This is a genomic window from Thalassotalea montiporae (assembly GCF_053485855.1).
Map to the genome: position 1 here is coordinate 1044155 of NZ_JBQRUO010000001.1, position 24616 is coordinate 1068770.

Sequence of the window (24616 nt, forward strand, 5' to 3'; positions counted from 1 at the left end):
CTAAATAATTGCCGCCAGATTATAGCCCACCTATCTAACACTTAGCTCGAATAATTTGGCTTGGTGTAACAATCATTGGTAGCGGAATGTCCCATGGTTCAATTGGTATTTGGGGTACTTGCTGGCAGTCATGTGCCAAACCAATAAGTTTATTTTCTTTACTCGTTTTACTTTTAGGTGCCAATTGGACGTCAGCAGCTACCGCTTTAGTTTGCGTTATTGTCGTTTGCTTTATTGTCGTATGCGTTAATGTAGCTTGCGCTGCAGCAGTTTGAATTGGTTGTTTTGAGGGGCATCTGTCTAAACTAGCTAATGTACGGTCGTAAAATCCGCCACCCATGCCCAAACGATGACCATCTTTGTCAAACGCAACCAAGGGCGTGAATATAATATCAATAGATGAAAGGGGGACGACTTTTGTCACATCAAGCCTAGGCTCAGGAATACCAAAACGGTTAGAAAGCATCAAAGTACTAGGTGTGTATTGCAAAAATAATAGATGACCTGCCGTAAAAGGATGTAATACGGGTAATACAACGCGTTTTCCTTGTTGCCAGCACCATTTTATAAATTGGCTAGGATCCAACTCGCCATCGTTTGCTAAATAGAGTGCAATAGTGTTCGCACTTTTCACATCTACTATGTTTGTGAGCTGTGAAACTAGTTCAATAGCGGCCTTGTGCTGGCTTTGATTGCTAAGCAACGAGCGCTGTTTTCTGATCTCAGTTCTGATCTGAACTTTGTCATGAGCCAGTTTGATATGGTCAAGGTTTGCGAGGTTAGATAAATGGGGGTTAATTGTGCTCAAAGTGATGATCAATACTCAAATTGTGAGTGGCATAATCACTAGTGTAAACACATTCAATTAGCTGAGGCAAAAAACGAGCTTGCAAAAATTAACGAGTGAAAATAACCGTGTAAAGTTAGATGTAAAAAAAGCACTGCGGTATTAGCGCAGTGCTTTCTTATATTGAGCTAAAAGGTTTTAGTTATTAGCTTAGTTATTTATTATGCCGTTACTTTATCAGCGCTTTTGCCGTTTTCATCGGGTTTCATATCTTCTTCAGAGTTTTCCCAACGAGCCGCCCACTTGTTTGCAATGGCAAACAATATACCTGCACCGACAATGAACACGCTAATTTGTAAGTATAAATTTGGCATTTCTTCAACATTGTTTGGATCGAAGTTACCTGCAAATAAACCTGCAACAATATTACCCATTGAGTAGGTCAGTACGAATACCCCCATCATTTGTCCTGCAAAGCGTTTAGGTGCTAAGCGACTAACGGCAGCAAGAGCTGCTGGGCTAAAAGTTAACTCACCTACTGTATGAAGGAAGTAGGTTGCGACTAGGAAGTATGGAGCTACTTTTAAGCCACTCGCTGCAGCTTGCGCTGCGAAGAACATAACAACGAAACCTAAACCCATAATCACTAAACCAATTGCCGATTTAAGCGTATAAGATGGGGTTAGCATTTTCTTGCCAAGATTGATCCATAAAGCGGCAAAAAATGGCGAAAGAACGATAATGAAGAATGGGTTAACGTTTTGGAACCAAGTTGTTGGAATTTCAAAGCTACCGAGCATACGGTCAGTGTAGTCACGACCAAACAGGTTTAGTGATGAACCCGCTTGCTCAAATCCAGACCAGAAGCACATTGACGCAAGACACACCAAAAACAGTGCCCACATACGTTTCTTTTCTACGCCACTTAAGCCGCCACCGAAGTACACATTGCCAAAATAAACTAAGAATAATATTGCAATTGCATATGCGGTAAATTCTGCAACCGCTACTGGGTTAATGGTCAACGAACCGTTCATCACCATAACAGTTGTTGCAGCTAATGCGATAACAAAAGCGCCAATAATATTCCAAGCAAGCTTTTTCTGCTTAGGCTCTAACGGCTGAATAGGCTCACTTGCTACACCATTTAAATTGCCTATCGTTTTTTGATATTGGATAAGGCCAATAGCCATACCCACAGCAGCTGCGCCAAATGCCCAGTGCCAACCTTGGTTGACTTGAAGATAACCCGTTACCGTGTAACCAATCAATGAACCGATGTTGATGCCCATGTAGTATAGAGAGAAGCCAGCGTCACGACGTGCGTCGCCATCTTCGTATAATTGTCCTACTAGCGCCGTAATGTTAGGTTTCAGTAAGCCAGTACCAAGTACCACTAGAATTAAGCCGACAAAGAAACTGTATGTTGTAGGTATAGCTAAAACTATGTGGCCACACATGATAATTATGCCGCCATACCAAACCGCTTTTTGACCACCAATTAGGCGATCAGCGATCCAGCCGCCAGGTAATCCCATAAAATATACAGAAGCGGTATATAAACCGTAAATTGCCGTTGCTGTCGCTACGGTGTATTCAAGCCCACCAGTTTGAAGTGATGTGGTCATGAAAAGAACAAGAAGTGCACGCATACCATAGTAGCTCATGCGCTCCCACATTTCTGTAAAGAAAAGGGTTTGCAAGCCTTTTGGATGACCGAAGAAAGTCCCTGGAGTAGGGGAATTCATATAATTATCCTTTCTAATATTCAAAATCAGCCCGTGTTATACCTTTGCTAGCTAAGAAAGGCAAGGCTCGATAGATAAAGGCTTTGAAATATAAGCTGAAATATTTTATTGAGTATTTAACCTAATTTTCATACTGACTAACTATGCTGATTTGCTGTTTTATTAGTTAATTAGTTGTCTTTTTAGGCGCTAGGATGTTGATTGGCTATCGCTAGTGAATAAACTTGGTTATCATAAATGCAAGTAAGCTGCTGCAGTGTAATCAGTTGAAAACTGAAAGAGCAGTAATGAAATGTTATACAAATATGCTTTGCGATAGAGCAATGATTATCTTCGAATAGGGATTCCATGAAAGTAACGGTTTTTGGTATTGGGTATGTAGGCCTTGTGCAAGCGGCTATTTTAGCGTCTGTAGGTCATGATGTAGTTTGTGTAGATGTTGACGAAGAGAAAGTCGCTAACCTAAAAAAAGGCATTATTCCAATTTATGAACCAGGCTTAACCCCAATAGTCGAACAAACTTACAAAGATGGTTTGTTAAATTTTACTACAGACGCTCAGGCTGGCGTTGAACATGGTGAAGTTCAATTTATTGCCGTTGGTACCCCTCCCGATGAAGACGGCTCTGCTGACTTAAAATATGTGCTAGCCGTTGCTAAAACTATAGCAACTCATATGACATCGCCTAAAATTGTTGTCGATAAATCAACAGTACCTGTAGGTACCGCCGATAAGGTAAGTGCGCAAATAGCTGATGTACTGGCATCAAGAAGTGTCGAACTAGAGTTTGATGTGGTCTCTAACCCAGAGTTCCTTAAAGAGGGGGCGGCAGTCAGCGATTGCTCAAAGCCTGATCGTATTGTGATTGGCACCGAGAATGAGGCGTCGAAAATGGTAATGCGAGAGTTATATGCACCATTTAACCGCAACCACGACCGTATGATTTTTATGGATGTTCGCTCTGCTGAACTAACCAAGTATGCGGCCAATTGTATGCTGGCGACGAAAATTTCATTTATGAATGAAATGGCAAACCTAGCAGAGCGCCTTGGCGCAGATATTGAGTCAGTTCGTCACGGAATCGGTTCAGACTCGCGTATCGGTTATCAGTTTATCTACGCTGGTTGTGGCTATGGTGGCTCTTGCTTCCCAAAAGATGTTCAAGCGCTGGTGAAAACAGCAAATGATGTAGATTATAAACCTTCTCTTCTCGAAGCTGTGGAGAGTATCAACTATTCTCAGAAGCAGAAACTCTTTAACCATCTTAATACTCATTTTGAGCAAGATTTAGCTGGCAAGCGCATTGCGCTTTGGGGTCTTTCATTTAAACCTAAAACTGATGATATGAGAGAAGCTCCTGCAAGAGAGCTAATGGAAGCCCTATGGCAAGCTGGCGCAACAGTGCAGGCATATGACCCTAAAGCAATGGAAGAGTGTCAGCGAATCTATGGCGAACGAGATGATCTAATATTGTGCGGTACTAAAGAACAAGCATTAAAATCAGCCGACGCATTAGTTGTGTGTACGGAGTGGCCTCAGTTCAAGGCGCCTGATTTAGCTATGCTTAAAAGCTCATTAACACACCCTGTTGTCGTCGATGGTCGTAATTTGTATGAACCAAGTATGATGAAAGAAAAGGGCTTTAGCTACTATGCTATTGGCCGCGGGGATAGTGTCAAAGTTGTAGGTTAATGGCCTATACACTTTATGGCATCAGATTAGTATTGATACTCGGGTCTTATATGGTGATAGGTAAATACAATAAGCCCCCTCAATTATAAATTCATTTAGTTACACATTATTGAAGCGGTATAAGAAGGATACTCATGTCAAATAAAATTAAAAAAGCGGTCATTCCTGTTGCAGGGTTGGGCACAAGAATGCTCCCAGCAACCAAGGCTATCCCTAAAGAGATGTTACCTATCGTTGACAAGCCATTGATTCAATATATTGTTGATGAGTGTGTAAGTGCTGGTTTAAAAGAAATTATCTTAGTTACGCATTCTTCTAAAAATGCAATTGAAAACCATTTTGATAAATCATTTGAGTTGGAAACTACGTTAGAAAACCGTGTGAAACGTCAGCTACTTGATGAAGTTCAATCTATTTGCCCTAAAGACGTTACCATTATGCACGTTCGTCAAGGTGAGGCGAAGGGTTTAGGACATGCTGTACTTAAGGCAAGGCCATTGGTAGGCAATGAGCCATTTGTAGTGGTATTACCTGACGTTATTTTAGATGATGCAAGCGCAGATCTAAATACTGAGAATTTGGCAGCGATGCTTGAACGATACGCTAATAGCGGCAACAGTCAAATTATGGTTGAACCGGTGCCCATGGAGAAAGTAAGTAGCTATGGTGTTGTCGACTGTGGCGGTGCAAAATTGGGCGCTGGTGAAGTGGCACCAATGACAGCTGTAGTTGAAAAGCCTCCAGTGAAAGAGGCGCCGTCTAATTTGGCTGTAGTTGGCCGTTATGTACTTTCAGAGCAGATTTGGGATTTACTTGAGTTTACCCCGCCTGGTGCAGGCGATGAGATTCAACTCACGGACGCAATTGCGAGCCTAATGAAGGTTGAAACGGTAGAAGCTTTTCACATGACAGGGAAATCGCACGATTGTGGCTCAAAGTTTGGATATATGAAAGCTAATGTCGAATATGCGCTTCGCCATCCGGAGTTAAAAGCACAATTTAGCGAGTTCCTTGCTTCACTGAGCTAATTGGAACAAATCATTATCAACGAATGCACATCTAGCATTTAACAAGTCATACACCATGTTCTATTGGTTTTATCTGCTTTCAAATAACCAGATGTTATATGAAAGCAGATTGTTATATGGTTTACAGTAATCTTCTGTGCCAGAATAATGACCATATCAAAATAAGCTAGTTTTCCTTTTTCATTGCTAAGCATTACTTAAAATGTGTTTTTGGCAGCTTAGGAACCAGAAAGCCTCAACTTGAATTCTGGCTAGTAAAATACGCAAAACAATAGCAATAAAGTAGCGCGATTCATTGCTTTAATGTGCAACGAGGTTGCGACTTTGATAGTCAAATATTCGAATTAATAAACTTAACTTAATGACTTGCCCATGAACTTAACACACCTACAGAAGCTCGAAGCTGAATCTATTCATATCATTCGTGAAGTCGCAGCAGAGTTTGACAAACCCGTCATGCTTTACTCCGTTGGTAAAGATTCTGCTGTACTACTACATTTAGCCCGTAAAGCGTTTGCGCCGGGTAAAATTCCATTCCCGCTACTGCACGTAGATACCGATTGGAAGTTTAAAGAAATGATCGCTTTTCGCGATCAAATGGCCGAAAAATATGGGTTTGAGTTGCTTGTTCATAAAAACCCAGATGGCATAGCCATGGGCATGAATCCATTTGATTTTGGTAGTGCCAAACATACCGATGTCATGAAAACACAGGGTTTAAAACAGGCGCTCGACAAGTATCAATTCGATGCTGCATTTGGTGGTGCTCGACGTGACGAAGAGAAGTCTCGAGCAAAAGAGCGTGTTTATTCATTCCGCGATAAAAACCATCGTTGGGACCCTAAAAATCAGCGCCCTGAGCTTTGGAATGTGTATAACGGCAAAGTAAATAAGGGCGAGAGTATTCGCGTCTTCCCGTTGTCAAATTGGACCGAATTAGATATTTGGCAATATATCTACCTTGAAAATATCGAGATTGTGCCACTTTACCTATCAGCTGAACGCCCAGTTGTTGAGCGTGATGGTACCTTAATCATGGTTGATGACGAGCGTATGCCATTGGCTGAAAATGAAAAGCCAATGATGAAAAAAGTGCGCTTTAGAACACTAGGTTGTTACCCGTTAACAGGTGCCGTTGAATCTGAAGCGGCGACCTTGCCTGATATTATTCAGGAAATGTTATTAACTAAAACTTCTGAGCGCCAAGGTCGAGTTATTGATCACGACTCTTCTGGCTCGATGGAGAAAAAGAAAATGGAAGGTTACTTCTAACGGCCTCACAGGCCAATAACCCATATTTTTAATTACACATTTTCTGAAATAAACGTTTAGGATTTACCAAAATGAGTCACCAATCAGACTTAATTGAACAAGACATTGAAGCTTATTTAAAACAACACGAAAACAAAGAGCTCGTTCGCTTTCTAACGTGCGGTAGCGTAGATGATGGCAAAAGCACACTAATCGGTCGCTTACTACATGATTCAAAAATGATCTTTGAAGATCAGCTAGCTGCCATTGAAAAAGACAGTAAGAAATCAGGTACAACAGGTGAATCGGTTGACTTAGCACTACTAGTTGATGGTTTGCAATCAGAGCGAGAGCAGGGCATTACGATTGACGTTGCTTATCGTTACTTCTCAACGGAAAAGCGCAAATTCATTATTGCTGACACACCGGGTCATGAGCAGTACACACGTAATATGGCAACAGGTGCGTCAACTTGTGATCTAGCGATTATCTTGATTGACGCTCGCCGTGGTGTGCAAGTACAAACACGTCGTCATTCATTTATCTGCTCATTACTTGGCATCAAACACGTGCTGGTGGCTGTTAATAAAATGGATTTGGTTGAATACGACCAAGACCGTTACCAACAGATCAAGAAAGACTACCGAGAATTTGCCGAAGAGCTTAACTTTGATGACATCCGCTTTGTGCCAATTTCAGCACTAAATGGCGACAATGTTGTTGAAGAAAGTGAAAATATGCCGTGGTACCCAGGCGCAACTATGATGAAGTTACTTAACACCATCAAAGTTGAACCTGCCAATCAACTTAGCGAGTTCCGTTTCCCAGTTCAATACGTTAATCGCCCTCACTTAAACTTCCGTGGGTTTGCCGGTACTGTGGCGGCAGGTCAAGTACGCGTAGGCGATACTGTGGTTGCACTGCCTTCAGGTAAAGAGAGTGAAGTCAAGTCTATTGTGACATTTGACGGCGAGCTAGAGCGTGCTGAGCAAGGCCAAGCAGTTACTTTAACATTGACCGATGAGATTGATATCAGTCGCGGTGAAATGATCGTACGCAAGGGGAGCAGTGTTGTTTCATCGAGCGAATTCAATGCCTCTGTTGTTTGGATGCATGATGATGCGCTAGAAACTGGTCGTGAATATTACATTAAGCACGGTAGCAAATTAACTACAGGTCATGTTTCAAGTATTGTTAGTCGCACTGATGTCAATACGCTTGAACAAAGTGAAGCGAGCAATTTAGCACTTAACGAAATTGGTTCAGTTAACTTTGAAGTCGCTGAAGTGCTACATTTTGACCCCTATCAAACCAATGCTGAAACGGGTGCATTTATTATCATCGATCGCCTAACTAACATTACTGTTGGTGCGGGTATGATTAATCACGAAACGCAAAAAGACGAAGCTCAGACTTTCTCTGCGTTTGAGATTGAATTTAATGCGCTAGTACGCAAGCATTTCCCACATTGGGGTGCGCGCGACATTTCTAAATTATTCAATTAAGTGCGCTAATTAACCTTAATCGCTTGCTAGTATCTAAATCATAGGTAATAGTAAGTGGTTAAGGGCAACGCAACTGCAACTATTTGAAGAGACTGCTTTTATGACAGCAATGCAATGGTTTGTGCTGGCTGTTTTTGTCGCTACCTTTTTAGGCTTGATAAAATTTCAAAAAGTACCTGAACGGGTATTTTTTGCATCTACGTTAACTTGCTTACTTGCTTCTATTGTATCCACTCAAGATATTCTCTATAACGCGGTAAACCCTGGCTTAGTAACCTTGCTATTGTTGGTACTGTGCTCTTTTACTTTTGAGCGCACCAGCGTTTTACGCAAGCTGTCGAACATTCTGATCAGTGGTTCCAAGGTAAAATCAACACTGCGTACCTTGTTAAGCGCCGCCTTTGCTTCAGCACTGATGAACAATACGGCAGTTGTCGCAAGTCTAATTAATACCATTAAAAACAATACTCTGATAAATCCAGGTAAGCTTTTATTGCCCTTATCTTTTGTTGCCATCTTAGGGGGCACACTAACGTTAGTTGGCACTTCAACGAATTTATTAGTCAATAGTTTATACATTGAGCAAAGCGGGCAACCACTGCAATTCTTTGACTTCACGTTAGTGGGGGGCACAGCATTATTGGTTTGTTTTTTTGTCATTGTGCTACGCGCAGGCTCACTGCCCAATATTGCAGAAGAAGCTTTACAAACGAAAGAATACTTACTTGAAGCGGAAATCGCTGAGAACTCAGCGCTTATTGGTAAAACCGTTGAAGAAAATGGGCTACGTAATCTTGATTCTATCTTCTTAGTAGAAGTGGTACGCAAAGGGCGGCTAATCTCACCAGTAACGCCTGAAGAAGTTTTGCAGCCAAAAGATAAGTTAATCTTTACTGGTGATATCACTAAGGTATTAACCTTACAGCAGTTTGATGGTTTAACCTTGTTTGCTGAACAAGACGGTTTGCTCAGAGACAACTTAACCGAGGTTGTTATTAAACCGGATTCTTCGGTTATCGGAAAAAGCTTAAAAAGTGCTGGCTTCCGCGCTCGTTTTGATGCTGCTGTTGTGGCAATTCGTCGAGAGGGTGAAACTCTGTCGGGTAAACTTGGAGAAATTGTTATCCAGTCAGGTGACTTTTTAGTGCTTGCCGTCGGTAGTGATTTTAGTTCTCGTACTAACTTATCAAAAAACTTTTACATTCTTTCTGGTCACAAGCCAGACAATATGCTGTCGGGTTGGCGAGACAAACTGACGGTTGCCGGGTTCTTTATCACCATAGGTGTGTCGGTCTTTACCTCAATATCCTTGCTGAAATGTTTAATGTTTTATGTGGCCTTGTTAGTGTTTTCTGGCTGCTTAACTATTAATGAAATTAAACGTCGATTTCCGCTAGAGATTTGGATGATTGTACTGAGCGCATTGACACTCGCGAAGGCCATGGAAAATAGCGGTTTAGCAACCGTTATGGCGGAAAACGTAGAGCAGCTTTTAGATGGCAAAAGCATCTATGTCGCGTTTGTGATGATTTTTGTGCTGTCACTGCTAGTGACTGAACTTGTCACCAACAACGCTGCAGCAGCACTAATTTTCCCGATTGCATACAATATTGCTTTAGGGCTCGACGCTAGCCCGTTACCGTTTGTCATGGCGGTAGCATTTGCCGCTAGCGGCAGCTTTATAAGCCCGTACGGTTATCAAACCAATGTGATGGTATACAACGCCGGTAATTATCGTTTAACAGATTTTGTTAAGTTCGGCATTCCCGTTTCTTTCACTTATTCTCTGGTGGTATTGGTTATGATCCCACTTGTCTTCCCATTTTATTAATAGAGCAACGCGCACCGATGAAAACAGAAAATACGGTATGGCACCAACAACAGGTGATTAAAACACAACGTGCCGAGCAGAAAAAACAGCGCCCATGTCTACTTTGGTATACGGGTCTTAGCGGCTCAGGTAAATCAACCGTTGCGAATGCAGTTGATGCCTTACTATTCGAGCGCGGCCACCACACTTATTTACTTGATGGTGATAATGTTCGCCACGGACTTAATGGAGACTTAGGCTTTAGTAATGAAGATAGAGTCGAAAATATACGTCGTATTAGTGAAGTTAGTAAGCTGTTTATTGATGCGGGGTTAATTGTCTCAACCGCGTTTATTTCGCCATTTAAAGAAGATCGTGCGCAAGCAAGAGCGTTGTTAGCTGAAGGTGAGTTTATTGAAGTGTTTATCGATACACCGATTGAAGTTTGTGAGCAACGCGATCCTAAAGGTCTGTATAAAAAAGCGCGGGCAGGTGAAATTAAAGACTTTACTGGCATCGACTCGGCCTATGACGTGCCTCAGGCGCCAGAGCTGCATGTTAAAACAGCAGAGCAAGAGATAGAACAATGCGCCCTGCAAATTGTTAATTATTTGGCTGAACAAGGCTATTTGGCTTAATCAGGCGAAACTCAATTAAGTCTAACAAGAGGAAGTAACATGCATTTTGATGTCTTTAATGGTGATGCAGATGGCATTCTAGCCTTGGTTCAGTTACGCCTTGCTGAGCCAAAAGAGAGTGTTTTGGTGACTGGCGTTAAGCGTGATATCGCGCTGCTCGCAAAACTTGATATTGAGCAAGTGACCTCGGTGACAACTCTAGATATTTCAATGGAAAAAAATGCTGATGGTTTAGCGAACTTGTTAGCAGCGAAAAAGCCAGTTTTTTACGTTGATCACCACCGAACAGGTGATATTCCTGATAGCCCATATTTGCAATCGATCATCGATTTAGATGCCAATACTTGTACGAGCTTGCTAGTCAATGAACACCTTAATCACGCTCACTATTTATGGGCGATTGCCGCAGCGTTTGGCGATAACATGAATAAGTCTGCAATAGCGTTGGCTACTCAACATCAAGTAAGTGAACACGATCAAACGTTCTTAAAGGCGCTTGGCATTTATGTTAACTATAACGGCTATGGTCGCACGATTGATGATTTACATATACCACCTGCAGAGCTTTTTAAAACGTTAGTTGGCTATGCCAATCCATTGGAGTTAAGAGATGACAAAGACTCGGTGTTTTATCAATTAGAAAGCGCTTATCAGCAAGACATGGCAAATGCTGCTCAGGCGATATGCCATCACGATGATACAATTGCCAAAGTCATAGAACTACCGGATGAAGCTTGGGCCAGAAGGGTCAGTGGAGTGCTGGGCAATGATCTTGCCAATCAATCGCCAGATAAAGCACACGCCGTTTTAACGCAAAATAGTGATGATAGCTATACCGTAAGTTTACGAGCACCACTGACAAACCGCCAAGGAGCCGACAACGTTTGTGCCCAATTTGAAACAGGTGGTGGCAGAGCCGCTGCTGCGGGTATTAATCAGTTGCCATGCGAGCAATTAGCAACTTTTATTGATAAGCTAACAGCTTATTACAGCTAAGCGAATACCATTAAAGCAGGAAAGCGAGAATAACATGAGTTTATTGTTAACGGGCGGTATGGGCTATATCGGCAGCCATACTGTTGTAGAGTTGTTGCAGCTAAACCAAGAAGTAGTGATTTTTGATAATTTAGCCAATGCTTCAGAAGCGGTATTAGCTCGAATTGAAAAAATAACCGGCAAAAAGGCAAAGTTTTTCAAAGGGGATATTTGTAACCGTGAAGACCTTGAACAAGTTTTTACGGAATACGACATTGACGCGGTAATCCACTTTGCCGGCTTAAAAGCGGTGGGAGAATCAACGGAAATTCCACTTAGCTATTATCACAATAATGTCACAGGCTCTGTAAACTTGTTTGAAGTGATGGCAAAGCACAACTGTAAACGTTTGGTTTTCAGCTCATCAGCAACTGTTTACGGCGAGCATAATCAGTCTCCACTAGTCGAGACTATGCCAACATCAGCAACTAACCCGTATGGCCAAACTAAGCTGATGATAGAACTGATTTTACAGGACTTAGCGAAAAGTGACCCAGAGTGGTCAATTGTTAACTTGCGCTACTTCAACCCAATTGGTGCTCATGAGTCAGGTTTAATTGGCGAAAACCCTAAGGGCATCCCAAATAATTTATTACCTTATGTAGCTCAAGTTGCGGTTGGCCGCCTAGGGCAATTAAGTGTGTTTGGCGATGACTATGACACGCCAGATGGCACAGGAGTACGCGACTATATCCATGTGGTTGATTTAGCTCAAGGTCATGTAAAAGCCCTAAATAAACTTAGTGAGCTATCAGGTTGTCATGCAATTAACTTGGGTACTGGCAATGGTACTTCGGTATTAGAAATTGTTGAAACCTTTAAAGCTATTAGCGGTAAAGATATACCGTATCAAATTGTGCCGCGCAGGGCTGGCGACATTGCTACCGTTTTTGCCGACGCGACTAAAGCGCAAGAACTGCTTGGTTGGCAAACTCAACTGAACCTTAATGCCATGATTAAGGATACGTGGCGCTGGCAATCAAGTAACCCTAACGGTTATGAGTAGTCAAAAAGCTAAAACCATGCTGCTATAGATATAGCTATTCAACAAGCTTAAACTTTAACCTAAATAAAAAGAGCGCCATCGGCGCTCTTTTTTTTCGTTTCTGATTCAAACTATTGGGTTCGATTTAAACTATATGATTACAGCTGCAAATACTGCGAGATTCATTCTACTTTAGCTCACCTGTTGCGCTTGTTCATCTGCCCAAGCAATAGCTTGGTTATAAAACTCAACCGTTTGCTCTTTATCTAATTGCAACTTGTCCATGACTAAGCTGGTTTTGTCCCATTCGGCACGCTCTATCAGCTCTAACAGTTTAATTAGCGCTGCCATGACGCCTTTTTTCGTTAATAGGGTATCTTTAATCTCTTGCGACAGCGGCAGCTTCTCTAGCACAGTTTCAATATCTTCATCCAAAATTGCATCAATTAAAGATAATAAACCCGTTAAGAAAGCTATTGAGCTATCTAGCCTTGGATTCATAATGTCAGCGATTTGTTCACAGAATTTAGCGCGTGCCATGGACAAATTGATCAGCTCTGATGGCTTATCTGGGTTAACATTGGCAGCGAACATTAAGCCAATGAAACGCTTAAGCTCTGCTGAGCCTAAAATCACCAACGCTTGCTTGATGGTGGCAATCTCACTACGGCGTCTGAAAATTGGCGAGTTAGCATAGCGTAATAGCTTGTATGAAAGCGTCACATCACGCTCAAATACTGAAGTAATGCTGGCAAGGTCTAGCTCTGGCTTGCTTGTTTCATATAAAAGCTCTGCCATGGCGATTTGTGAAGGTGATAAGTTCTTTGTTTTCACCATTTCAGGCTTTGAGAAGAAATAGCCTTGGAAGTATTCAAATCCCAATTCAAGTGCTTGGTTGTATTCTTCGTAGGTTTCCACTTTCTCCGCTAATAATTGGATATGTGGATACTTAGCAATGGCTTGTTTTATCTCTTGAATTTGCTCAAGCGAAGTGTCTTGAATATCAATTTTGATGATTTTGATAAATGGGTAAAAATGCGCCCAAACATTTTGATGAATATAATCATCTAGCGCTAATGTGTAGCCTTGCTTGTGCAGGTCTTGGCACAAAGCGAGCAACTTTTTACCAGGCTTGATGGTTTCTAAAATCTCAACAACAACTTCTTCTTTCGTCAGCATTGTTGGGTAACCTTTACTCAAGGTATCCAATGTAAAGTTGATGAAAGCAGGTTTATTACCTGTAAACTCATGAATTCCTAAGCTAAATTGGCTAGCTTCAACCATCTTGCTGGTTGCTTCATCACCATCTATTTCAGGGAAAACATTGTCGATACTATCCCTAAATAATAATTCGTAGGCGAAGAGATTTTTGTTTTTATCTAGTATTGGTTGACGCGCTGCATAAAAATACATCGAGTAAAAATCCTTTCCGAAATTCTTTATTGCTGTTCAATCTGTGTTAAGAGCAATCACTACATAAGGTAAGCATTGCTCACAAAAACGATTTGTACCACAAATGCTATCAATTGAGGTTTAAAAACAGCCAACTCTCGTTGTTGAATGCCTGTAAAAGTAGACTAAAAACAACGGATAGAGCCAAATTTAATTTTGTACGCACTATAAGTGAAAGCTTATTAGATAGCCAATGTTTTGTCTTATTTTATCGTCTATTTAACGCAAGAAAATCAATCTAGCATTATGCAATATTTAGCTGCTTACGCTATACAAAACCACTTACAACTTTCAATAGCCCTAGGCTGTGCTAGGGCGTTACTGACTTTAACGCCAAGGCTTTGGTTAAGGCTTTAGTTAAGGTTAGCCAAGCTCGTCGGTTTGTTGTAAACGATTAAAAATTTGCTCTGGCTCGGTATTGCTAACATCTACAAACCGGCTTACTAAATAGCCAGCGATAAAAGCGATAATAAAGCCAGGGACAATTTCATATAAGTCAAAAATGCCGCCGCTAGCTTGTTTCCAAGCAACAACGGTTACCGCACCTGAAACAATCGCTGCGATGGCACCGAACTTATTAAATTTTGGCCAAAATAGCGCTAAAATTACCGTTGGCCCAAATGCTGCGCCAAAGCCCGCCCATGCATAACTCACTAAATCAAGTACGCTGCTTTCTGGATTTGTCGCAATTAAGGTTGAGACAATGGCGATTGCGGCTAATGACAGACGTGATAACCATACCAATTCACGCTCGCTCGCATTGCGTTTACCAATGTGTTTATAAAAATCTTCAACTATCACGCTGGAACATACGAGCAGCTGTGAATCGATTGTACTCATAATCGCCGATAAAATTGCCGCGATGAGTAAGCCTGCAACCCAAGGGTTTAGAATAGCGGATGCTAATTGTAAGAATACCGTTTCAGGGTTCGCTAGTGGTTGCTCGGCAAAATATGCAAGGCCAACTAAACCAACGGCTAAGGCGCCGATAAGCGAGATCACCATCCAGATCATAGCGATATTACGCGACGTGGGAATATCGCGGGTAGAGCGAATCGCCATAAAGCGGCTTAAAATGTGCGGCTGACCAAAATACCCCAGTCCCCAGGCCATTAAGGAAATAAAGCCTAGCCAGGTAAAGTTTTTAAACAGATTATCGTAATCTGGGTTAATGGCTTCAAGGCTGGAGACTGTTTGCTCTAATCCGCCTAAGGTACTGATGGCGGCGATGGGCAAAAATATGAGCGCAATCAGCATTAAGCAACCTTGAAAAAAGTCGGTCCAGCTTACCGCTAAAAAACCGCCTAAAAAGGTATAGGTAACAATGACTAGTGCACCAATAATTAGCGCATGGGTATACTCAAGGCCAAACACTTTTTCAAATAAAATGGCGCCACCAACTAAGCCTGACGATACGTAAAACGTGAAAAATAGCAGAATAGTGATTGCTGAGATAAAGCGCAGTATGTGGGATGTGTCGTTAAAGCGGTTTTCAAAAAACTCTGGTAGCGTTAGCGAGTCATTGGCGTTCGCCGTAAATTGGCGCAGACGCGGCGCGACTATCAGCCAGTTTAGAAAAGCGCCGATGACCAAACCAACACCAATCCAGACTTCGCTGGCACCAGATAGGTAAATAGCTCCGGGTAAGCCAAGCAATAGCCAGCCACTCATGTCTGATGCGCCAACGCTAAGTGCAGTTACGGCTGGACCAAGTTGTCTGCCGCCTAAGATATAGTCGCTTAACGTATCCGTAGCGCGGTAGGCAATAAAGCCAATAGTTAGTGTTGCGAGTAAATAGCCAACAAAAGTGACTAATGTCGGAAGGGCAATGGTCATAATATTATTCTTGCTAGATGACGGATAATCCAGTCATGCTAACAAGAATCATATTTGGGTGCTACTTCAACCAGCTTTTGCGGGTAACATCTCAATCATGCTGGTTGAAGCTAGGTAGGAAAAAGCAGTTTTTAGGTAGACCACTGAATGTTCTTGCTAAGATTCTTTTTCCATTGTTGCAATGGCTCAGCTTTGTTACCGACGATAACCACTTGGTTTTTACCGTGCTTAAACGATTTACCATTGAGCTTTTTATCACTAAATGCTTCCGCAAAAGCGACTTCACTGCGCTCAGGTACGATGAAAACGTTTACTGGCTCTGATTCACCTTGAAATACTAAGTGTAAACTTTTTATTCCATCAAAGCGGCAGTAGTCAGCAGCAATTAACTGACCTAGCATTTCTGTGAAATTGCCATCGAACGTTGACATTTTAGAGTTTAACGAGGCCAAAGTTATATCGGCAGACATATCATTGCTAAAATGATCTTGCTCGTAGTAAACATGCGCCATGGCATAGTCGCCTAAGTTGTCGTAAGCGCTAGAAAACTGCAGCATGTTCACCGTTAACCCAACAGCAAATGCAACTGAAGCCGCAAGAGCTAAGTGAATACGGTTTTTACGTTTTTGCTGCTGGTGGCTTGCCATAGCTTGACGCAATATCAGCTTATTGCATAAATCTTCAGGCACAGGCACTTTTAATGCGCTGGCAATTTTACTGTCTAATTCTTCAATCTCTTGAGCAAACTGCGCGCGTGATTCATCCGCTTGCTTTGCTGCTAAAAATTCGGGATCTTGGCTATTGGGTGCAGCATACAAATGTCGCCTAAACTGCAAATCATCCACTGTAGTTACCTCTTTTCAATGGTTCTTTATCTAAAGCATCTTTAAGTTGATTACGCGCTCGAAACAACCGTGTCATGACAGTGTTTTTATTCAGTCCAAGCATTTCAGCGATATCTTCGCCACTAAAACCACCAATTACCTGAAGCACTAAAGGCTCGCGGTATTCTTCTGGCATTTTTGCGATGCGCTCGCGTAGCCAATGATTTTCAATTTCTTGCTCAGTACTCGTTGAGAGATGATCGGTAATCGATGCTTCTTCATATTCGCCCATGTCGAAACGTTTACGCTCAAAACGACGCGCATTCTCACGACGCAGAATAGTGATCAACCACGACTTAGCGGCTTTTTCGTCTTTCAACGAGTCTAGGGCACGCCAAGCTCTTAAAAAGGTTTCTTGCACTAAATCTTCCGCTACTTGTTTGTCATGAGTTAACCAATACGCATAACGGAATAAATCTGTGTGTAACGCTTTAACTAAGGCTTCGTATCTAACTTGTTTTGTACTCATGCTGGATGAGACCTTAGCATCGGTTAAATTATTTCGAATTTTTTTTATCATTGAGGATCCGGACAGCTAGCGCCACTGCATATAGTGCTAGCTTAACCGGAACGCGGTTGATAAGACAGAAAAAAGTGCTCCTATCAGCCGCAAATTGGTGTCAATTTAAGGATTTAGCGAGGGCAGGGGGCTAGCTGATTTACTCTGTTGCTGATTACTGATTCGATTGACGGCAGCAACGAGCGCTTTACTCGACCAATTTGATTGGCCTGCTGGTGTATTTGCAGCAAAACAATAACGTTGTAATTCATCAATCGCCATCTGCAGTTCGGTGTCTTGGCTAATCTGTTTTAACTCTGCGATGGTTTCAACTGTAGCTATGTGTTTGTCGCTTTTGGCTAGTTGATTGAACCATGGCACCAACAAACTAATCGCCTTGTGGCCTTCTTGCTGCTTACAAGCCGCAATCAAGGCAAGCTGTGCATTGCTAACGGTGCTTGGTGTCGCCTGAAGTAACTTGTCTTGACCGCTATTTCGACTGCGGCGCACTAATTCCGTGATAATCCAAGCAAGGCTCGTCGCTATCCATAGGCCTAAAAATAACCATTGCAACCAATGAGCTTGATAAACAGTTACGCTTTTACCTGAAGCAGGTGAGAAATTATTGCTAGCGATAGGGCTTGTAGAGGCAACTGTAGGGCTAACAGTTTGTTCACCTGCGATTACTTGAATCGTTTTAGCTGGTAATGTCGCCGTTTCGATGCGATTAGTGATGGTGTTAAACCAAGGCACTTCGACCTCAGGCAATGTGTATTCACCAGGCTGACTAACGACAATGGCAAAATTGCTCACCGCTTGGCTAACATGACGGCCATTGGTGGAATTAGCATGTGTCGTTTGTTGATCAGGGTATATTTTGATATCGCTTGGCGCAGTTAGCTCAATATCTGGTAGCTGTTCTTCGCTAACACCCACAGCGGTTAATGTAATGGTGCGGGTGATAGGTTCACCCACTGTATAGTTTGTACCAGTCCCTTCTGATTGCCATTCTTCGTGCAAGGTTAATAATTCACTTGGTAACCAATGACCAGTAAAGCTTGCCGGCATAGGTTTTACTTTGATTGGCAGCTCATCACCTAACACGCTGATGGCCTTACTTTCGCCAAAGCTCAGGAAATTAGAACGGCGGCTAGATTGCATCATAATTTCACCGCTAAACATCGGCGAGCGCAGCACAAAATCACCACTTTGCTGTGGCGTGACTGAGAAAGTACGGGTAATTACGCGATAACGTTTACCATTAACGCGGCTATCTGATTCCTTGTCTTTGCCCACTTGAACAATGGTTGCCCCCTCAAGCTCTGGCTCGGTTAAACTGCCGCGTTTAAGTTCAGCGCCAATATGAATATTGACGGTCAGCGTCAGCATTTGTTGCACGTAAACTTCGGTATTTGAAACTTGCGCGGTGATAAATACGTCTCGCTGCTGGCTCGCTGCAGGGTCATTGGCATCAAGCACAGTCAGTGTAATTGGGCTCGTGTACTGGTCTTCTATCGATAGGGTGGGAATGGTGATATTTCCCATCCGGCGAGGGATAAGCACGGTTTGCCAGGTCGTCGTGCGCGTGGTGTTAAAATTCACCATGCTAGTTTGTGAGCTAACCGATGTGCGACCAACGATAAAATCGGCAAGTAGTGGCGAAGTATCAAGTGCATTAGCGTCAACATCGTCATCAGCGACAACGGTCAGTACCACAGACTCCTTAACTGTGACTGGGTTTTTATCGACACTGGCGGTGACTTTCGTTAGCGCTTGGCTTGCTGGTGAAAAACTTAGCCCTAGCATTAGCAAGGCTGCTAGCCATAACATTCTTACCACTTTTTCTTAACTCCGTTGTTTGAACCTTCTTGGCGTCTTTTTTGATATTCCAGCTGCATTTTATTACGCAGTAGTAAATAAGGATCGTCGGTCACTTTTTTCAGTAATTGCTGATGCTTTTGTGCTTGCTCTTGATCAATCGGCTGTTCACCTGCTGTTGCGGCTTGAGCCTGCTGCTGCGCATTATCTGTTGATTCTTCCTGTTGCTGATCACTTACAGCGCTGTCTTGCGGCTGTTCATTTTGTGCAGCGTCTTGCCCTTGCTGCTCTGGTGGCTGAGAGCTGCTATCTGAGCCGTTTTGCTGGTCATTTTGGCTATTTTGCTGACTCGAATTTTGTTGGTCATTACTCTGTTGCTCATCATTTTGGCTCGCATCACTTTGTTGCTCTTGCTGACTTTGCGATTCGTCACCTTGTGAACCTTGACCTTGCTGATCGTTTTGTTGCTGATTTTCTTGCTGATTTTTTTGCGGATCGCTCTGTTGGTTGTCCTGATTCTGATCTGAGTTTTGTTGATTTTGCTGCTGGTTTTCTTGCTGATTCTTCAGCTGCTCAATTAAGGTTTTGTTAGCCTGAGCATCGCTATGCTCGGGTGAAAGGGCTAACGCTTGCTCATAAGCTTTAATGGCTTCGTCAAACTGTTGCATTTTGGCTAACGCATTACCTTGATTGTAGTAGCCTTGTGCGGATTCCAATTTACCAAATGCCTCAGCCGCAGCCTGATAATCGCCAGCTTTATAAAGTGACGAGCCTTTCCACATTGGGTCGTTAAACGTGTTGGCAGCTTGCTCAAATTCCTGCTGGTTGAACGCTTTTTGTCCTTGTTGATCTTTAGTTTGCCATAAGCTTTGCCAGTCAATCGCCATTGCTTGCTCGCTTGGCGTTAATAATAGTAATGCGGGTAACACGCCCAAAAGTAAGCCACGGCGAAAATAAGGCAGCAGTAAAAGAAGTACAACAACCAGTAAGTAGGGGCCAGCTTCTTGCCACTGATCGCCTAAGTTTTGCTCGCTTTCGACCAGTTCATCGCTATCAGTACTGTCTTTATCCTGCACTCGTTTAGCATTGCTAATTAAAGCGTCAATATCATAGCTGTCGCTGCGAATCGTTCGGTACTCGCCGCTACTTTTACCGGCAACGCCATATAAGAATTGATCTGATAATTTTGGCACGACAATAGCACCGCGATCATCTTTCATCAGTTCACCGTTTGGTAATTTGATGGGGGCGCCTGCTCGTGTGCCAATGCCAAGTATATTAACCGTATGCGGGTATTGAGCTGACCAATCATTTAAATCTTTAACGTCTTCTTGGTCGATACCGTCGGTAAACCAATAAATATCACCTTCGACATGTCCCGCATTGGCTAACATCTGCTGTGCAAGATCAAGTGCAGCTAACGGATTGCTACCTAGTGCTGGCATTAACTCTGGGCTTAACGATGGCAATAATAGTTTAATGTTATTGATATCTTGAGTTAGCGGACTAATAACAAATGCATCACCGGCATAAGCGACTAAACCTATATCCCCTTCGTTGAGGTTGTCGAGTAAATCAACGGCCTTATAACGGGCTCTGGTTAAGCGGTTAGGTGCTAAATCAGTGGCATACATGGAATAGGACATATCTATGACAATCACAGAACCACGTTCAACTTGATAAACCGGCTGGGGCAATTTTTGCCATGTTGGGCCAGCTAAAGCGATTATCGCGAATATAAAAATGAGGCTGGCGGGAACAACGGATAACCCTTTGGTTGGGCCACCTTGCTCCATCATGCGCGCTGCCAAATGTGGCGGTAAAATGTTAGACCAGCCGCTGTGACTCACTTGCAAGCGTTTGACTAACCAAATAATTAGCGGTAGTGCGAGTAGGGCGATTAACCACAGTGGTCGAATAAAATGAAATTCTGACATAACTAGGCTCCCGAATCTCTAGATAAGCGGCCAGTAGGCAGGTTAAGCCACACTAAATGCAGTAACGCGATAATCAGAGCTAACGCAAGTGGCCAGAAAAACAGGGCGGTCAGCGGGCGCATTTGTTGTTGATCTTGCTCTACAGGCTCTAGCTGATCGAGCAATTGATATATCTGCGCCATTGATTCGCTGTCACGAGCTCGAAAATAACGGCCACCGGTTTGTTCAGCAAGCTTAGTTAAGGTTTTTTCGTCTAGCTCACTGGATGGGTTAACTTGGCGCATACCAAAAAGTGAGCGTTGCAGCATAACATCGGCGCCAATACCGATAGTGTAGATAGTTATGCCTTTGGCAACAGCTAATTCTAATGCTTGCTCTGGGGTAATTCTTCCAGCGGTATTTTGACCATCGGTGAGCAGCAGTAATACGCGGTTTGACTCTTCTTTTTGCTCAAAGCGTTTTACCGCAAGGCCAATCGCGTCGCCTATCGCGGTTTTTTGGCCAACTAAACCAAGTACTGTTTCATCGAGCATTTGCCCAACGGTTTCGCGATCAAAGGTCATCGGGGTTTGCATATAAGCGTCGTCACCAAACAAAATTAGCCCAAGGCGATCACCAACTCGGCGCTCAATAAAATCGCCAAGTAGCACTTTAAGCATTTGCAGGCGGTTCACGGTACTGCCGCCTAGCTCCATATCTTCAACGCGCATACTGCCGGATAAATCAACGGCAATCATCATTTCACGGCCTTCGGTTGGAATATCAATTGGCTCACCTAGCCATTGGGGGCGACTGGCGGCAAGAACTAATAACAGCCAAACCAAAGACAATACGAATAACGGAAGTTTTTTATTGGTATCCGCTTGTGCGCCGGCATCTAAACCAGTGACAAGTGCTGGGACTTTTAACGCCGCAACTTGTGCTTGGCGCTTTGCTGGTAAAAAATACACCAAGAGTGGTAGTGGCAGCGCTAATAATAAGTAAGGCCAAGCAAAACTAATCATCTTGACCTCGAGTAGTTGTTTTCATCGTTTGTTTCACGGTGCTTTCGTTAGCTGTGTTTTTGTCATCTCTATTCTTGTTAGGGGCGACAGCCAAAGCATGTTTTTTTGCAGGTAGTGCATGAGTTAACCAAAAGCGTATGGCTTGGTTAAATTTATCTAGGCTTAACTGCGTATTGGCTTGATAAATATCGCTAAGGTTCTCAGGCATCAGTTGTTCAAAGCTTGCTTGTTTTTTTAACGGCAGTGCGGCAACTAAGAAGGCTCTTAACTCACTTCCAAATAAGCTGGCTGTTTCCTGCCGTGGAAAGTAACTAATAAGCGCTAATTTTAGCAATTGATTGCTGCTTTCCAGTGTTACTGAGCTTGATAATGCCGTTAAGAGCTGTCGCTGTGTTTTGCGCACTTTACGATAGCGAATAAACGCTAGCACGGCCCACACAATGCAGCCAATACTAAGCACCAGTAACAGCCACCAACCGGGGGCAATCGGCAAGTTAGTCACCTGCTGTGGCAGGTGAATATCTTTAAGTTGCGTTAACGGATCCATTGGTGTGCTCCGTCTATCAGTTGTTGTTCGAGTGACTCACCCGCTGATAAGGTCAGCAACCTTGCACCGGCTTGGCGAAAGAGCTGTTTACGCGCTGCCATTAAGCCGTCAACTTTGGTTTGATAAGTTTGCGCGGCATGTTGATCGCCTAAGGTTACCTGTTGACGTTGCTCACCGTCTGTCATTGCCACGTTAAGGCGCTGAGCAGAACTTGGCAGTGCCACTTCAAGTGGATCAGTGATCATGCAAACAATCAGCTCACAGTGGCGACTTAATTGCGATAAATGGCGAACACTTTCGCTGCCAATCGCGTGACCATCGGTAATTAAATACACTAGGCTTCCGGGCTTGGCCAGTTGTCTTAGGCGCTGGCAGTTGTCAGCAAATGCGCTAGCAAAATCTTGAGCAGCTAAGGCTTGCTGGTTGGCAAAACTGGCGGCATGCATCGTTTCTAAGTGATGCAAATAATGTAATACCCCTTGCTTGCGCGAGCGAGGTTTGCATTCTTGGTGGGTGGTTTCGTTAAATACCATACCACCTAATCGGTCGCCTCGTGCTTTAGCATGCCAAGCGACAAGAGCGGCAATGTGCGCTGCTTGCACTGATTTGCACAGCAGTTGGCTGCCAAATAACATGCTGGTGCTTAAATCGGTTGCAACCAACACTGGGCGCTCAATTTCTTCACGGTAAAGCTTAGTATGCGTTTTTCCGGTACGTGCGGTTACACGCCAGTCAATCGCCCGAATATCGTCACCGTGCTGGTAATGACGCACTTCGTCAAATTCCATACCACGGCCTTTACTGCGCGATAAATAATTGCCAGACATACGTGATTGCTGATTGCGCGATGCTTTTAAATCAATCAGGCTGGTTTTACTTTGATAGCGCAATAGCTCCTCAATACTGAGCGTCAGGCCATCGCTTTGTAACTCATTTAAGGTTTGCGTTATTGCTGCAAACTTGCCAGTGTCGGCGGCGCGACTAAACCACTTCATCACAAACCCACTAAGCGATAGCCACCAAAGATAATAAGTGACTAATCACTTGGTTCGTGGTCACGCCTTCGGCTTCGGCTTGGTAAGTTAGCAGTAATCTGTGTCTTAGTACGTTGTGAACAACGGCTTGCACATCTTCTGGGCTAACAAAATCGCGATTATGCAACCAAGCACGGGCACGAGCACAGCGATCTAAGGCAATCGTGGCACGTGGGCTAGCGCCAAAGGCTAGCCATTGTTTTAGTTTCTCGTCATATTTTTCAGGTTGGCGAGTGGCAATAATCAAATCGACGATATATTGCTCAACCGCAGGTGCCATATGAATTTTTAAGACTTCTTCACGAGCGGCAAAAATTTCCTCTTGCGACAGGGTACGCAGTGGTTTGCTTTCGGTTTTTAATGCTTCGCCACGATTGAGCTTTAAGATTTCTAGCTCACTAGCGGCATCTGGGTAGCTGACATCAAGGTGCATTAAAAAGCGATCAAGCTGGGCTTCGGGCAGTGGGTAAGTACCTTCTTGCTCTAGCGGGTTTTGTGTTGCCATCACCAAAAACAGCTCGGGTAATTGATAAGTTTTACGACCAACGGTAATTTGCCCTTCAGCCATGGCTTCAAGCAGTGCCGATTGCACTTTCGCGGGCGCCCGGTTGATTTCGTCGGCTAAAACTAGGTTTCTAAATAATGGACCAGACTGGAACACAAAGGTGCCATCTTCTGGGCGGTAAATATCGGTACCGGTTAAATCAGCAGGAAGCAGGTCGGGAGTAAACTGAACGCGATGAAAATCTGCCTCTAAGCCATCCGCTAACGCATTTACGGCACGAGTTTTGGCAAGTCCTGGTGGGCCTTCAACAATTAAATGACCGTTAGCGAGAAGGGCGATTAACAGGTTTTCGACCATATCTTGCTGGCCAATAATTTGTTGAGATAAGTGCTCTTTAAGAGTTGAAAAATGCTCGATAGTCATAAGAATTGTTTACTATTTATCTTCTATTTTTATGTGTTTACGACAACACTAAGGGAAAAGTTAGTGACTGCCGAGAATATGACGCTGTTTGTTATATAAGGTTCAAACTATTTATTACAAGCACAAACTTGTAAGAAAATTAGTGCGTGCCGTTGTCATGACCAACATGCTCTAAACAGGGGAAAGTTGAAAAAAATA

Annotated in this window: 20 protein-coding genes; 8 read left to right on the forward strand and 12 right to left on the reverse strand. The window is 43.2% G+C overall.

The genetic code is table 11. The features are described 5' to 3' along the window. Window positions 1-34: 34 nt before the first annotated feature. On the reverse strand, window positions 35-799 hold the full coding sequence (locus ACSLUR_RS04550; RefSeq protein WP_448552986.1) for a 5-formyltetrahydrofolate cyclo-ligase: 765 nt from the start codon (window positions 797-799) through the stop codon (window positions 35-37). Between the two features lie 209 nt (window positions 800-1008). Then, window positions 1009-2535: a peptide MFS transporter gene (locus ACSLUR_RS04555; RefSeq protein WP_448552193.1), complete on the reverse strand. Its 1527-nt coding sequence runs from the start codon at window positions 2533-2535 to the stop codon at window positions 1009-1011. A gap of 348 nt (window positions 2536-2883) precedes the next feature. Between ACSLUR_RS04555 and ACSLUR_RS04560 the strand changes: the two genes are divergently transcribed. From ACSLUR_RS04560 to galE, 8 genes are all read left to right on the forward strand, one after another. Continuing rightward, on the forward strand, window positions 2884-4227 hold the full coding sequence (locus ACSLUR_RS04560) for a UDP-glucose dehydrogenase family protein (protein WP_448552195.1): 1344 nt from the start codon (window positions 2884-2886) through the stop codon (window positions 4225-4227). 134 nt (window positions 4228-4361) lie between these two features. Next, window positions 4362-5255, forward strand: coding sequence for a UTP--glucose-1-phosphate uridylyltransferase GalU (gene galU / locus ACSLUR_RS04565; protein ID WP_448552197.1), 894 nt, complete (start codon window positions 4362-4364; stop codon window positions 5253-5255). A 372-nt stretch (window positions 5256-5627) separates the two neighbouring features. Continuing rightward, on the forward strand, window positions 5628-6527 hold the full coding sequence (cysD, locus tag ACSLUR_RS04570; protein WP_448552199.1) for a sulfate adenylyltransferase subunit CysD: 900 nt from the start codon (window positions 5628-5630) through the stop codon (window positions 6525-6527). A gap of 71 nt (window positions 6528-6598) precedes the next feature. Further along, the gene (cysN, locus tag ACSLUR_RS04575; protein ID WP_448552201.1) at window positions 6599-8011 is read left to right on the forward strand and encodes a sulfate adenylyltransferase subunit CysN; all 1413 of its coding nucleotides are present in this window, start codon (window positions 6599-6601) and stop codon (window positions 8009-8011) included. A 100-nt stretch (window positions 8012-8111) separates the two neighbouring features. Continuing rightward, window positions 8112-9842 (forward strand): SLC13 family permease, encoded by a 1731-nt coding sequence (locus ACSLUR_RS04580; protein WP_448552203.1) that lies wholly within the window; start codon window positions 8112-8114, stop codon window positions 9840-9842. Window positions 9843-9859: 17 nt separating this feature from the next. Further along, window positions 9860-10459 carry an adenylyl-sulfate kinase gene (gene cysC / locus ACSLUR_RS04585; RefSeq protein ID WP_448552205.1) on the forward strand — a complete coding sequence of 200 codons (600 nt, stop codon included), beginning with the start codon at window positions 9860-9862 and terminating at the stop codon, window positions 10457-10459. Between the two features lie 39 nt (window positions 10460-10498). Beyond that, window positions 10499-11455 carry a DHH family phosphoesterase gene (locus ACSLUR_RS04590; protein WP_448552207.1) on the forward strand — a complete coding sequence of 319 codons (957 nt, stop codon included), beginning with the start codon at window positions 10499-10501 and terminating at the stop codon, window positions 11453-11455. A gap of 34 nt (window positions 11456-11489) precedes the next feature. Then, complete coding sequence (gene galE / locus ACSLUR_RS04595) at window positions 11490-12500, forward strand: UDP-glucose 4-epimerase GalE (protein WP_448552209.1); 1011 nt, start codon at window positions 11490-11492, stop codon at window positions 12498-12500. A gap of 171 nt (window positions 12501-12671) precedes the next feature. Here the strand turns inward: galE and ACSLUR_RS04600 are convergent, their stop codons facing one another. From ACSLUR_RS04600 to ACSLUR_RS04645, 10 genes are all read right to left on the reverse strand, one after another. Next, on the reverse strand, window positions 12672-13892 hold the full coding sequence (locus ACSLUR_RS04600; protein ID WP_448552211.1) for an EAL and HDOD domain-containing protein: 1221 nt from the start codon (window positions 13890-13892) through the stop codon (window positions 12672-12674). Between the two features lie 402 nt (window positions 13893-14294). Next, a complete protein-coding gene (putP, locus tag ACSLUR_RS04605; protein WP_448552213.1) occupies window positions 14295-15767 on the reverse strand; it encodes a sodium/proline symporter PutP in 1473 nt (490 codons plus the stop codon). A 131-nt stretch (window positions 15768-15898) separates the two neighbouring features. Continuing rightward, window positions 15899-16612, reverse strand: a complete 714-nt coding sequence (locus ACSLUR_RS04610; protein WP_448552215.1) for a DUF3379 family protein — start codon at window positions 16610-16612, stop codon at window positions 15899-15901. Continuing rightward, window positions 16605-17171, reverse strand: a complete 567-nt coding sequence (locus ACSLUR_RS04615; RefSeq protein WP_115999604.1) for a sigma-70 family RNA polymerase sigma factor — start codon at window positions 17169-17171, stop codon at window positions 16605-16607. The genes ACSLUR_RS04610 and ACSLUR_RS04615 overlap by 8 nt, the downstream gene beginning before the upstream one ends. A 105-nt stretch (window positions 17172-17276) precedes the next feature. Continuing rightward, on the reverse strand, window positions 17277-18980 hold the full coding sequence (locus ACSLUR_RS04620) for a BatD family protein (RefSeq protein ID WP_448552218.1): 1704 nt from the start codon (window positions 18978-18980) through the stop codon (window positions 17277-17279). 2 nt (window positions 18981-18982) lie between these two features. Further along, window positions 18983-20905: a vWA domain-containing protein gene (locus ACSLUR_RS04625; protein WP_448552220.1), complete on the reverse strand. Its 1923-nt coding sequence runs from the start codon at window positions 20903-20905 to the stop codon at window positions 18983-18985. 2 nt (window positions 20906-20907) lie between these two features. Then, a complete protein-coding gene (locus ACSLUR_RS04630) occupies window positions 20908-21909 on the reverse strand; it encodes a vWA domain-containing protein (protein ID WP_448552222.1) in 1002 nt (333 codons plus the stop codon). Next, window positions 21902-22456, reverse strand: coding sequence for a DUF4381 domain-containing protein (locus ACSLUR_RS04635; protein ID WP_448552224.1), 555 nt, complete (start codon window positions 22454-22456; stop codon window positions 21902-21904). Before ACSLUR_RS04635 ends, ACSLUR_RS04630 begins: the two co-directional genes overlap by 8 nt. Next, window positions 22444-23451 (reverse strand): DUF58 domain-containing protein, encoded by a 1008-nt coding sequence (locus tag ACSLUR_RS04640; protein WP_448552225.1) that lies wholly within the window; start codon window positions 23449-23451, stop codon window positions 22444-22446. The genes ACSLUR_RS04635 and ACSLUR_RS04640 overlap by 13 nt, the downstream gene beginning before the upstream one ends. 10 nt (window positions 23452-23461) lie before the next feature. After that, window positions 23462-24418, reverse strand: a complete 957-nt coding sequence (locus ACSLUR_RS04645) for an AAA family ATPase (RefSeq protein ID WP_448552227.1) — start codon at window positions 24416-24418, stop codon at window positions 23462-23464. Window positions 24419-24616 lie beyond the last annotated feature (198 nt).